This is a genomic window from Streptomyces sp. BRA346, from assembly GCF_052851135.1.
Genome location: NZ_JAIWIH010000005.1, coordinates 159761 through 171941, shown reverse-complemented (window position 1 = coordinate 171941; position 12181 = coordinate 159761). Strand labels below are relative to the sequence as shown.

The window sequence follows — 12181 nt, the reverse complement described above, 5'->3', positions numbered from 1 at the left end:
GAAACGGATAACATCCGCCCCCTCGACCCCATATGCCGCACGAGAAATACCGCATCCCGAAGGGGAATTAGCGGCTCCTCATCACATATCCCGAAGGAATATCGAGGGAGCATAAAACTACCTGTGCGGCGCGTAGGAAAATATAGGCGACCGCGGTGTTACGGAATACCGGCCTCCGCGGCTGCGTCGTCCTCGGCCACCGCGCCGTCCGTCCCCCGGCTCTGGCGGCGGGCCGCGATCACCACGTACACGAGTACCCCGGCGAACAGGAACAGCACGCCCTGGTACACCGCCGCGTACCCGGCCCCCGAGACCAGCCAGAAGGAGAAGCCGAAGCCCGCCAGCGCCAGCACCAGGTCCCAGACGAAGCGCCCGGTCCGGACCTCGTCGCGGCGCCCCGCCAGCAGGAAGTACAGCTGCGCGCCCGCCGCCAGCAGATACGGGACCGTCGCCGAGAAGGTGGTGATCAGGACGAGGGTCGCGAAGACCCCGTTCGACCCAGAGGTGTAGTTGACCACGGTGAGCAGCGACGCCAGGATCACGCCGACGAACACCCCGACCGTGGGCACCCCGCGCCGCCGGTTCGCGAACACGGCCGGGAAGAGCCCGTCCTTGGCGGCCGCGTACGGCGCCTGGGCGCTCATCAGGATCCAGCCGTTGAGCGCGCCGACGATGGACACCACGGCGGCCAGCGCGATCAGCGTCCCACCCCACGTGCCGCCGAACATCGCGTCGACCGCGTCCGAGAAGGGGGCGGTGGAGTTCACCAGGTCCTTGTGGGCGACGGTGCCGAACACCGACACCGTGCCGAGGAGGTAGACCACGGCCGCGCCGATGGTGCCGAGCACGCTCGCCCGCCCCACGTTCCGCTCCGGGTTCTCCATCTCGCCCGCGCTCATCGACGCCGACTCCACGCCCAGGTAGCTGTAGAGCAGGATCGCGGCCGCCGCCGACATCCCGCCGAGCGCGCTGCCGCCGCCCGCGTTGAAGGGGCCGATGTTGTCCGGGTCGAAGTAGAAGAGCCCGACGACCGCGACGAAGAGCAGGGGGATGAACTTCAGCACGGTCGACACGAGTTGTACGGCGCCGATCCAGCGCGTCCCCGCGAGGTTGGCCAGTGCGGGCAGCCACAGCGCGAGCAGCGCGATGGCCAGGTCCATGCCCTTGGAGGACTCGTGCCCGGGGGCCAGCACGTGCACATAGCCGACCGCCGCCACCGCGAGCGCCGCGTTGCTGACCCAGGTCATCGTCCAGTACGACCACGCCGACAGGAAGCCCGCGAAGTCGCCGAAGGCGGCGCGGGCATGGACGTACGGCCCGCCCGTGCTCGGATCGCGCCGCGCGAGCCGCCCGAAGACGAGCGCGAGCGCGATGGCACCGACCGTCAGGACGACGAAGGCCAGCAGGCTGAGGGTGCCGTACGGGGCGACGGAGGCGGGGAGCAGGAAGATGCCGCCGCCGATGATGTTGCCCATGACGAGGGCCGTCGCCGTGGGCAGGCCGAAACGGCGGGTGTGGTGCTGGTCGAGCATGCGCATATCGTCATGGACGATGTACGGTGCACCAAATCACCGGGCTTTGTCCGGCAGGACGGGGGTGGCCGCCGGAAATGGTACGGCGGCGGGGCCCGGAATCCGGGATTCCTGCGCCAGGCCCTGCGCACCGTCAGACACGACCCCCTCGTCCGCAGCCACGGAGACCTCGGGGAGCCCGGGCGCCCCGGAGACCTCCGGCACCTCCGGCCCGTCCGCCTCCCGCAGCCAGCGCCGCAGCACCGTGTGCACCCGCTCCGCGCCCACCAGTTCCTCCCCCGCCGCGACGGGCGCGGAGAGCTGGACCGGCCACAGCAGAAAGGGGTGGCCCTGCTCGCCGCCGAGCCCGCCGTGCGAACCGATCTGCTCCTCGAAGGCGTGCACCTCGCCGGTCGCCGCGTCATAGGCCGAGTTGACCATGATGTCGGGGGTGTTCCGGAAGTGTGCGGTCCGCCGTACGGCATCGGCGGCGCCCGGCCCGAAGACCGCGAGCGGGCTCTCCTTGATCACCCGGCCGGTGTCGAGATGGTGCTCGGCGCCGTTCGCCCCCAGCACCACCGCGCCGTCCCTTTCGGAGCGTACGAGCAGGAAGCCGACGCCGGGGTGGTTGGCGAGGGTGTGCAGCAGGGCGGGATGGCGCCGGTCGATCGCCTCGCGGCTCATCCGGCCGGGGACGTCGGGGAACGAGATCAGCCCCAGGTTCCCGGAGGCGAGCACCACCGGCCGGGCCCCCTCGGGTCCCTCCTCGTCCTTCTCGGGCCGGTGCAGCGCCGCCCGCGCCGCCTCGCGCGCCTCCGCCCCGCTCGCCGTACGCCCGACCGCCTTCGGAACCGGCAGCCCGCACCCGGCGCGCACCAGGTCCTCCAGCGTCAGCCCGTACGCCCCCGCGAAGGTGGCCCCCGGGCTCTGGCCGTGGTCGGACAGCAGCACGATCCGGTAGTCGCGGGGTGCGCGCTCCGCCACCTTGGCGATCAGCGCGATCGACCGGTCCAGGCGGGCCAGCACCTGCTGGGCGTCGCGGCTGCGCGGCCCTGAGTGGTGCGCGACCTCGTCGTACGCCACCAGGTCGGCGTAGATCGCGGTGCGGCCCGACAGGATGTCCCCGCTCACCGCCGCCACCACCACGTCCCGCTCCACGACCGTGGCGAACGCCCGGATGAAGGGGTACAGCCCGCCGCGCCCCACCCGCGGCGCCTCCCGGCGCAGCTTGGCCCGCGTGGACTGGCAGATCTCCCGGCACACCTCGGCCACGAACGAGGCGGCGGTGCGGGTGGCGTTGGCCGGGTCGGAGAAGTACGCGAAGTAGCCGCTGCGGGAGCGGTTGCGCTTGCTGCGCCGCGCCGCGACCGACAGCACCAGCGCGAGTTCGTCGGCGCCCCCGGTGAACAGGTTCCCCCGGCTCGCGCCGTCCACCGTCAGCAGCCCGTCGTGCCCGGCGCGGGCGGCGGCGCGGCGCTGCAACACGGCCGCGCTCGACGGCCGGTTGCTCACCATCACCTCCCCGCTCTTCTTCTCGTACCAGCGGAAGGCGGGCACGTCCTCGTTCGAGCCGTGCAGGATGCCGAGCTGGCTGGCGCCGGTCTGGCTGGACCAGTCGGTGCGCCACGGCGTGACGGTGTGCGTGGCGCCCACCCACGTGGACACGGTCTCCATGACCGGCGGCCTGTTGTCCCGCGGCCGCAGCGCGTCCCGCAGCACGGCGTGCCCCACCCCGTCGAGCTGGAGGAACACCGTCCCCGGCGGCCGCGCCCGGCCCCCGTCCCCGCCGCTGAGGCGCCGCTGACGGTGCGCGAGCCGCGCCAGCCGGCGCCGGTACGCCCCGTCGTCGCGTACGGTCAGAAAGGTGCTCGTCGCCGAGGACGCGGCCGACATCACCGCCGCCACCACGACCGCCGTCTCCGGTTCCACCGCGCCCCGCCCGTCGGGGATCAGGCTGAGCGCGATCAGCAGCATCGACCCGTTCAGCACGAACACCAGCAGCCCCAGCACCAACGCGGGCATCAGCAGCAACGCCCGCACCAGCAGCGGCCACACCAGCGCGCTCAGCACACCGAACGCACCGGCGCCGCTGGCGGCGGTGATCGCGATCCGCGTCGCGCTGTCGCCGTCAGCGGCCTGCAACCGGAAATCGGGCAGGATGCCCGCGAGCGCCAGCATGGTGAGCGTCGACACCGCCCACACGGCCGTCACCCGGAGCAGCGCTCCCCCCACGGTCTTCCATCGGGGCTTCTGCACGCCGTTGGCCTCACTTCGGACTACGGTCCGCGCTCGGGCGCGCGGACCGATTCCCAGCGTTACACAGCGCGGGTGCGTCCCGGCGGGCACGAGGTGACAGGGAGTAGACCATTCCGCTTACGGCATGGTCACGGTCGAGCCGCCCGGATGTCCGCCACGCATGGCAGAGTCATGAGCATGAAGACCTTATCGCCGGGCCGGTACAGACCCGTCACCGCTCTCCTCCTCGTCGCTTTCTCCCTGACCGCCTGCGGTGAGCAGCGCGTCGCGGCGTCCGATGCCCCGAGCGCTCCCCCGACGTCCAGCCCCAGTACCCCCGGTACCCCTTATACGGAACCCGGGTCCCACGACGGCGCCCCGCACTACCGCGAGAACAACGCATTCCGCCAGCCCGGCGAGATGTCCCCCGCCAGCGCCAGGGACGCGCGGAAGGAAGCCGACCGCATCGAGCCCGTGCTCAAGCGACTGTGGGGCCAGAAGAAGTGGGACCCCAAGACCGTGCGCACGGCGCTGCTCAAGCTCGGCTACGAGGAGGAGCGCATCGGGCCCAAGGGAGAGCGGCTGGGCGGGACGCTCAGCGTAGAGGGAATGAGCAGGCGCTACGAGCGCGACCACTACATCAGGCCCGAGGGCGCCCGGGTCGCCCTTCGTGTCCATGACGACGCGTGCGTCACGGCATTCCTGCAACCGACCAACTTCCAGGTCAGCACCAACGGGCCCTACATGGAGACCGGCTGCTTCGAGCCGCCTTCCGGCCACTGAGACGGTGCGGGACGCCACACCCCGCCCCATGACGACGTCACACGCGGTCCAGGCGCTGTGGCGGGTGGGGCGGCCACGGCCCGAGAGGGGGCAGTTCCCCGGTCGCCACCGGTGGGACCACTGGCGTACGTCCGGACAGCCAGGCCGCCAGGTCGCGCACGCGTCCGTCGACCACCGTGCCCGGCGGCCCCTCACCGGCGGACCACTGGCGGCGCATGTCCTCGGCCCGGACCAGAGTGCCTGCCGGAAGGCGGCCGAGGAGGAAGTCGATGGCGTGTGCGGCCAGGTCCTCGGGCCAGTCGCCCGGCCCTACGCCGAGGTCCAGGTCGACCATGTGGATCCACGCCTCGCGCCAGCGCGCGAAGACCGTGGCGGCAATGTCCGCGTTGCGGAACGTGACCGGACGGCTCCAGTCCACCTCGTCGGCGCGTGCCCAGACCGCCTCCAGCCCGGCGGTGTGCGCGGCGAGTTCCGCGCGGTGCTCGGCGGCGCTCCGGCCCGCCGTGGCCTCGATGATCGCGTTGCGCTCGTCCATCCCGCCGTCGTAACCCGCGACGAGCTCACCACGCAGGGCATGCTCCGCGAGACGGGCGAACATCCGCGCGTTGTCCGTGAGATGCGCCAGGACATGTCCGCGTGACCAGCCCGGAAGGGCGGACGCCTCGGCGACCTGCTGGTCGTTGAGTCCGGCCACGACCCGTTCCAGGGACCGGTGAGCATCGATCACTGCTGCGACAGGAGGGTGCATACCGAAGATCATGAGCCGCTTGGCCGAACGCTGTCCATTGCCTACGCCACAGTGCCGTCCGGATCGTCCAGCCACACCCGATGCCCCTCGGGCGTCACGGTGAGCCCGAACCGGGTGTGGTCCGGCGCGCCCCGCGCCAGCCACCACCGGTACGCGCCCTCCACCTCGTCCCACAGCCGACGCGGCCCCGCCTGCCAGACGCGCGCCGTCTTCGCGTCCTCGCGGAACACCACGCACGCCCAGGAGCGGTCGCCCAGCCCGTAGAACCACACCGGCCGCGCCCCGTCCTCCTTCTCCGCCACGACCTGGACGCAGCGCGGTACGCGGAGCCCCAGCACGAAGGGGAGGGCGCCGTACGGCCCGGTGACGAACTCCGCCTCGGTCAGGTCGGTGGCGGACGTATCGGCGCCGTCGGTCGGGTCGTACGCGCCGTGGTCCGGGAGCGCCGGTCGCTGGGCACGCAGCTTCATGAACTCCACGGGCCGGGTGAAGCGACCGGTCGCCGTCCCCTGGTGCACCGTGAGCCGGGCGACGGCGTCGGCGTGGGTGAAGTGCGTGCCCCAGGGCGCGACGATGAGGCCGCCGGGGCGGGTCTGCTCGATCCACGCCCCGGGGATCTCGCGGACCCCCACGGTGGCCAGGATCCGGTCGTACGGTGCGCGGTCCACGTGCCCCTCGGCTCCGTCGCCCACGACGACGGCCGGGCGCCACCCGGCGGCGCGGAGCCGTTGTCTTGCCCACCGGGACACGTCGGGGTCCACCTCGACGGTGGCGACCCCACCGCCGCTGCCGCAGCGGTGCGCCAGGGCCGCCGCCGTCTCGCCCGTGCCGGTGCCGACGTCCAGCACCGTCATGCCGTCGTCCACGGCGAGGTCCTGGAGCAACGCGTAGACGACGGACGGCATGGAGGAACTGCTGGTGGATACCCGTCCCGGTTCGGTGCCGGTGTGCTCGCCGTCGTCCCACTGCGTCACGATCGGCGCGTCGCGGTCGGCGGCCGCGTACCAGGCGTCGGGGTCCTCGGCCTTGTGGACGGGCGTGGCGTGGTGGGTGCGGGGGTCGAACGGCCACATGAGATCGGGCAGGAAGGCGGCCCGGTCCACGGCGGCGAAGGTGGGCGCCCAGTCCGCCGCCATCGCCCGCCCCTCCAACAGCGCCCGCCCCAACGCCTCGCGCCCCGGGCGCGTCACCTGGGCGGATTCGGCACGCCGGGACCACCGTCGGGGGTCGGCGGCTGATGCGGCCCGGGGTAGGGCTGGCCGGGCAGCTTGTCGCCGTTTCCTCCGCCGCCATGAGCCGTGATGCTCTGTCGCACGGGCACTCTCACCTTCGTCACGTCAGGTCCCGGCAGCAGCATAGAAGTCACCGCTGGAGACGGACATGAGCCGCGCGCTCCGGTCAGGCGTCGAAGCGATGCCGCGCGTCCTCGATGTGACCGAGGTACCGGTGGGTCCAGTCGCACATGGTGTCGACCGTGGCGCGCAGCGCCCGGCCCGGCTCGGTCAGGGTGTACTCGACCCTCGGCGGCACCGTGGGGTGCACCTTGCGGTCGACCAGGCCGTTGCGCTCCAGCATGCGCAGGTTCTGGGTGAGCATCTTGTGGCTGACGCCCTCCACCTCGTTCCGCAACTCGCTGAAGCGCAGTGTGCGTTCGCCGAGCGCCTCGATGATCAGCAGCGCCCACTTGTTGGCGACGTCCGAGAAGATCTCCCGCGCCAGCGAGTCCGCGCGCCGCAGGTCCGCGTCCTCGGGCAGGCCCTTGAGTTGCTGCTTGGTCACCATCAGGTTCCCCAGTCACCGAAAAGTGCGTTCTTCCAGGTCGGCCCTCACTCTCTTACGGTTTCCGAGTAACCGCAAGAGAGCACACCAGAAGGGTGAGAACCATGGCCACCGTCGATGTCTTCAACCACGACGTGCCCGCCGAGGACGACTTCGGCTACGCGCAGGCGATCAAGTCCGGCGATCTGATCCACGTCTCCGGCCAGCTCTCGCTGGACGAGACGGGCGACTTCCGCCACGCGGACGACTTCGCCGCCCAGCTCCAGCAGACGTACGCCAACGTGGACAAGGTCCTGGCCCATTACGGCGTCACCCGCGGCCAGGTCGTCTCGCAGATCCTGTACGTGGTGAACCTGCGGCAGCACGTCGCGGCGGTGGCGGAGGGCAACCGCGCCTACTTCGGCGACCACCGCCCGGTCAGCACGGTCCTCGGCGTCACCGAACTGACCTTCCCGGGCCAGGTCATCGAGATCAGCCTCATCGCCGACACGAAGCTGAACGCCTGAGCTCCGACTCTCAGTCGATCGATCCCCAGGCCCGGTACGGCCGCCGTTGCGGCTCGGGGGTGTTCCGGGCCGCGGCAAGCCCGTGCCGCCGGTGGGAGCGGTGTTGGAGAAAAACAACCAGGCCCGCCAGCCCTGCGGCGAACGGCAAGAAGAAGAAGCCAGCCATCACCAGCAGGCCAATACCCGACCCCTTCTCCCCGTCCCGCAGCGCGCCGATGCCGGAGACGATGGAGATCACAGTGAGTACGAGCGGAGGCAGGAGCCATGGCCACGGGTTGGGCTCAGGGGTCTCCCGGAGAGCCGCGTACCAGTAGCGGGCGGACCACCAGGCGACCGCGAAGGCCGAAAGCGCGACTGCGGCGAAGCCGCTCATGGGCAGAGGGCGGTCGGTGGTGTTCGCGGCCACGATGAAAAACATCACCCCCATCAGAGCCATGAAAGGCGTCAGCATGCCTCCCATGACGAGGCGGTGACGACGGGAGCCGCTGAGCGCGTTGGACCGAATGAACATGATCAAGCATCCTACGGACTGTCGCTGACGGCCCCGTCCCGCACCAGACCTAGAGACGGACACGAGCCCAGACGGTCTTGCCGACGACGCGCTCCCGCACGCCCCACGCCTCGGCGAACGCCTCCACGATCGCCAACCCGCGCCCGGACTCGGCGTCCGGCGTCGCGTCGCCGAGCCGCGGTAGCCCCTCGCGGGGGTCGGACACCTCGATGCCGACCAACTTCTCTGCGTCGTATGCGATACGCACCTCGTAGTACCTCCCGGGTACGCGGCCATGCCGTACCGCGTTCGTCGCCAACTCCGAGACCACGAGCAGGACCAACGGGACGGAGCCCGGAGCCACGCCCCACCCGCGCAGTGCGGCCTCGGCCGCGTGGCGGGCGCGGTGGACGGATGGGGGTGTGGGCGCAAGCCTCCGCATCCAGCCATGGATGGGATTGACGCCGTGACTTTCTGCGTTCATGCCCCAACTGTCAGTGCACCTGACTACCGTGCGCTAGTAGCAGAGAGTCAACGGCGCAGCTCAGCAACTCTGCTCGAACAGCCGTTGATTGGCGTTGAGTCGCGTTGAGAGGGGTGGTCGAGGTGGCCCAGTCGAACAAGAAGGTCTCCACATCACCGACCGTGCAGTACTTCGCCGCTGTGCTGCGGCTGCTGCGTGTCCAGGCGGGGCTGACCCAGGAGGAGCTGGGCAAGCTGATGGGGTACACGGGCTCGGCGGTCAGCGCAGTTGAGACATGTGCGAAGCCGCCGACGGACGAGTTCGTCGAAGCGGCCGAAAAGGCGCTGGACACGGGTGGATTGCTGACAGCAGCCATCGGCTTCCTGCGGTTGGAGCGGTACCCGGAGCATTTCCAGGGCTTCGTACAGCTGGAGCAGGAAGCGCTCAGCGTGTCGTCGTACTGCACGCAGTTGATCGATGGCCTGCTGCAAACCAAGGAGTACTCCCGCGCGTTGTTCGATCACGCCTTCCCACCGGTCGATGACGAGGAAGCCGATCGACTGGTCGCGGCTCGCATGGACCGCAAAGCACTGTTCGACCGCAAGCCGGGAGCGGTCATCAACGTCATCATCGAGGAAGCAGCGCTGCGCCGACTGATCGGCGGGCTCAAGATCATGCAGGCCCAGTACGCGTACCTCATCGAATGCGCGAGGCGCCCCAACGTGGTCATCCAGGTCATGCCGAAGAGCCGAGCCGGGCATGCGGGCCTTCCGGGCCCAATGAAGCTCATTGAGACCCCGGACGAGGCGACGCTTGTCTACCTGGAAGGCCAGGGGAAGAGCATGCTGGTTTCCAAGCCGGACGAGGTCGGCGTCCTGGCTCGCCGCTATGCCATGATCAGGTCCCAGGCTCTCGGGCCAGAGGAATCCGTGCGCTTCATCGAGCAGTTGATGGGTGAGCTATGAGCAGACTCAGGTGGTTCAAGAGCAGTTACAGCGACAACACGGGCGGCGACTGCGTCGAGGTCGCCCTCGACTGGCACAAGTCGAGCTACAGCGACTCCGGCGGCGGCGAATGCGTCGAGGTTGCCCAGGCCCCCGCCACCGTCCACGTCCGGGACTCCAAAATCCCCGACGGGCCGAAGCTCCAGATACCCGCCGACGCCTGGTCGACGTTCCTGACCACCCTCACGCCTCCCAGGTAACCGGCAACCTCCGTACGCCGCGCGTGGACACGCCCACCTTCCACTCCACGTCCCGCTCGGCGTCGGCCAACCGCAGCCCAGGTAGGCGTTCCAGCAGCGCCCGCAGGGCGATCTGGGGCCAGGTTCAGCTTCTCGGCCGCGAACGGCTAGGTCAGGGGCCTCGGCGGACTGGGTGGATGACGTCATGCACCCTCCTTGGCGGCCGTGTGGGGGGAGGTCGGCCACCTCGGTTCGCATGGTCCACGCCGAAGATCAGGGAGGTCATTAGAGATTCACCGCCTGATCCGGGCGCGACCGCTCTCCAACTCCTCGCGCGCCACCTCCACGAACGCCTCGCGCCGTTCGCGCTTGACCGGCGACCGCCCCCGCTCGCTGCGCATCAGCGCGTGCAGCTCCTTGGTGTAGTCGTGGGCGGCCTGGGCGGCCTCGGTGGAACACACCAGCTCGACCGCCTTCGTCGCCAGCCACAGGTCATGCAGCTTCACGTCCTCGGGGTCGTCGAGGGTCGGCATGCCGAGCTTTCGACGATCCAGGATCAGCTCGACCCGTTGAACCGCCTTTAAGTACCCCGATATGGCCTCCTTGCGCTCCGACCGCGCCACGTCCGCGCGGTGCCGATGGTCGCGCTGCACCTCGACGCGGTTCGCCAGGTGCTGCCCGATGAGGGTCCCCGCCGTCCCCAGCAGAACGCCGATCAGGGCGAGAACCGTGCTGTCCGTAACTCCGTCCACGGCATCTAGCTTTGATCATGATGCCGCCGGTCCGCCAGACCGCTCAGAGCAGCAACGCGAGCAGCGCCCAGATGAAGCTGCCCAGCCCGATCGCCGCGAAGAGCGCCAGCGAGAGGCTCCAAAGGACGAGAGAATCGGACATGGAACCTGTTCCAATCGGCAACGGCGGACAGCGGCAACCCTATTGTTGGCTGATGCCCTTACACCGTGTTGACCGCCCAGCCGATCTCGATGTGGTCCGTGAGTCCTATGACCGCGTGGCCGACAACTACGCCCACATGGTGGCGACGACGGGACTCGGCGACATCCGCAGGCATCCCTGGCTCAAGGCGTCGGTCGACGCCTTCGCCGACACCGTGGGCGACCTCGGGCCCGTCCTCGACGTCGGCTGCGGCCCCGGGACGGTGACCGCCTACCTCGCCGAACGCGGACTCGACGTCTCCGGGGTGGATCTCTCCCCCCGCATGATCGAGAACGCGCGCCGCCTTCATCCCGACTGCCGCTTCAGCGTCGCCTCCGCCACCGACCTCGACCTCGCTGAAGCCTCCCTCGGGGGCGTGCTCGGGTGGTGGTCGCTGTTCAACCTCCCCCGTGACGTCCTTCCCCAGGTCCTCGCCCTGTTCGCGCGTGCCCTGAAGCCGGGCGGACACTTCATCACCGCGACACACGTCGGTGACGAAGACGCCGTGCGCACCGAGGGCTACGGAGGCGTACCGATTCGCTGGACGACATACAAGTGGCGGCCGGAACCACTCGTGGACCTGATCGAGCAGGCCGGACTGCGCCCGGTCGCCGAACTCCGGCTCCCCGCGGATGAGCACACCGGGCCGGGCCTGGTCATCACGGCCAAGCGCCCCGGCTGAGACGACCGGCGTGGAAAGGGACACCTTCGGCCGCCCGGACGACTTCGCCGAGGCCGTGGCGAACGAGCGGCAGCCCGCCGACGTACGGGCCGCGGGCGACCCCGACGCGATGACGGCCACCGACTACGCCGTCGCCGTGACCGGGCAGTTGGGCTTGATGACCTTTGGGGCCGGGGCGTACGAGTTCGTGACGAACGGCCTCATGACCTCTCTCACCACCTCCGCCCTCCTCGGCTGCGTGGCCATCGCCGCCGTCGCCCTCGCCGCCGTCGCGCTCGTCGAGGGGCCCGACACCGTGATCGCACACGTGCCGACGCCCGCCATCTGTGCGCTGGGCATCCTGCTCCCCGCATGGGTGCTGTTCTCCAAGCCCCCGACCGCCCCCGCCCACGAGCGGCTGCCGTCCGAGGCGTGGCTGCACAAGCTGCCGCGGCTCCTCGAAGGCTGCCACGCGCTCCCGCGGGCCCGCGCGGCCGAACTCACCCGGGAAGCGAGCCGCCAGCTCGCGGAAAGCGGGCGCGAGCCCGAGGACGAATTCGGGCCCGTGGCCGCATACGCACGGCAGCTCGCCAAAGCGAAAGCGCCCCGACAGCACTGGTGGCAGCGGAACGACGTGCGGTCCGCGGTCGGCACCGCGTTCTTCGGCGTGTACCTCGTGAACAACCTGCACGACCAGGGACCGATGTGGCTGACGCTGGTGGCCGCGGTCGGCACGTACACCAGCACGGCGTCACTCATCGCCCACCTCCGCCGCGACGCGGGGCGCGGCCGCCGGTCTTCCACCTGACCCGCCCGCGCCGGATGATGTCGACAGCGCGCCCCACCCCAGGGTCTCTGGAGAGAATCGGAGACACGTTTGCTCACGCCT

Annotated in this window: 14 protein-coding genes; 6 read left to right on the top strand and 8 right to left on the bottom strand. The window is 70.3% G+C overall.

Annotated features, from left to right (window positions below):
- Positions 1-158: 158 nt before the first annotated feature.
- Positions 159-1532 carry an amino acid permease gene (locus tag LCH29_RS07645; protein ID WP_446460930.1) on the bottom strand — a complete coding sequence of 458 codons (1374 nt, stop codon included), beginning with the start codon at positions 1530-1532 and terminating at the stop codon, positions 159-161.
- Positions 1533-1568: 36 nt separating this feature from the next.
- Complete coding sequence (locus LCH29_RS07640) at positions 1569-3767, bottom strand: phage holin family protein (protein WP_446460929.1); 2199 nt, start codon at positions 3765-3767, stop codon at positions 1569-1571.
- Between the two features lie 177 nt (positions 3768-3944).
- Between LCH29_RS07640 and LCH29_RS07635 the strand changes: the two genes are divergently transcribed.
- Positions 3945-4529: a hypothetical protein gene (locus LCH29_RS07635; protein ID WP_446460928.1), complete on the top strand. Its 585-nt coding sequence runs from the start codon at positions 3945-3947 to the stop codon at positions 4527-4529.
- Positions 4530-4566: 37 nt separating this feature from the next.
- On the opposite strand, the gene LCH29_RS07630 is transcribed toward LCH29_RS07635, so the two are convergent.
- The 3 genes from LCH29_RS07630 to LCH29_RS07620 form a co-directional block, all read right to left on the bottom strand.
- Entirely contained in the window at positions 4567-5277 is a 711-nt protein-coding gene (locus LCH29_RS07630) for a maleylpyruvate isomerase family mycothiol-dependent enzyme (RefSeq protein ID WP_446460927.1), read from the bottom strand.
- Between the two features lie 41 nt (positions 5278-5318).
- On the bottom strand, positions 5319-6413 hold the full coding sequence (locus LCH29_RS07625) for a methyltransferase domain-containing protein (RefSeq protein ID WP_446461280.1): 1095 nt from the start codon (positions 6411-6413) through the stop codon (positions 5319-5321).
- A 262-nt stretch (positions 6414-6675) separates the two neighbouring features.
- Positions 6676-7059, bottom strand: coding sequence for a winged helix-turn-helix transcriptional regulator (locus LCH29_RS07620; RefSeq protein WP_446460926.1), 384 nt, complete (start codon positions 7057-7059; stop codon positions 6676-6678).
- Between the two features lie 101 nt (positions 7060-7160).
- Between LCH29_RS07620 and LCH29_RS07615 the strand changes: the two genes are divergently transcribed.
- Positions 7161-7562 (top strand): RidA family protein, encoded by a 402-nt coding sequence (locus tag LCH29_RS07615; protein ID WP_446460925.1) that lies wholly within the window; start codon positions 7161-7163, stop codon positions 7560-7562.
- Positions 7563-7572: 10 nt separating this feature from the next.
- Here the strand turns inward: LCH29_RS07615 and LCH29_RS07610 are convergent, their stop codons facing one another.
- The gene (locus tag LCH29_RS07610; protein WP_446460924.1) at positions 7573-8073 is read right to left on the bottom strand and encodes a hypothetical protein; all 501 of its coding nucleotides are present in this window, start codon (positions 8071-8073) and stop codon (positions 7573-7575) included.
- 49 nt (positions 8074-8122) lie between these two features.
- Positions 8123-8536: an ATP-binding protein gene (locus LCH29_RS07605; protein WP_446460923.1), complete on the bottom strand. Its 414-nt coding sequence runs from the start codon at positions 8534-8536 to the stop codon at positions 8123-8125.
- 122 nt (positions 8537-8658) lie between these two features.
- On the opposite strand from LCH29_RS07605, the gene LCH29_RS07600 reads away from it, so the two are divergent.
- Positions 8659-9480, top strand: coding sequence for a helix-turn-helix domain-containing protein (locus LCH29_RS07600; RefSeq protein WP_446460922.1), 822 nt, complete (start codon positions 8659-8661; stop codon positions 9478-9480).
- The gene (locus LCH29_RS07595; RefSeq protein ID WP_446460921.1) at positions 9477-9719 is read left to right on the top strand and encodes a DUF397 domain-containing protein; all 243 of its coding nucleotides are present in this window, start codon (positions 9477-9479) and stop codon (positions 9717-9719) included. Before LCH29_RS07600 ends, LCH29_RS07595 begins: the two co-directional genes overlap by 4 nt.
- A gap of 272 nt (positions 9720-9991) precedes the next feature.
- Here the strand turns inward: LCH29_RS07595 and LCH29_RS07590 are convergent, their stop codons facing one another.
- On the bottom strand, positions 9992-10450 hold the full coding sequence (locus tag LCH29_RS07590; protein WP_446460920.1) for a hypothetical protein: 459 nt from the start codon (positions 10448-10450) through the stop codon (positions 9992-9994).
- A 194-nt stretch (positions 10451-10644) separates the two neighbouring features.
- Here LCH29_RS07590 and LCH29_RS07585 point away from each other — a divergent pair, with 194 nt between their 5' ends.
- Both LCH29_RS07585 and LCH29_RS07580 read left to right on the top strand, forming a co-directional pair.
- Positions 10645-11313: a class I SAM-dependent methyltransferase gene (locus tag LCH29_RS07585; protein WP_446460919.1), complete on the top strand. Its 669-nt coding sequence runs from the start codon at positions 10645-10647 to the stop codon at positions 11311-11313.
- Between the two features lie 10 nt (positions 11314-11323).
- Complete coding sequence (locus tag LCH29_RS07580) at positions 11324-12100, top strand: hypothetical protein (RefSeq protein ID WP_446460918.1); 777 nt, start codon at positions 11324-11326, stop codon at positions 12098-12100.
- Positions 12101-12181: the final 81 nt, after the last annotated feature.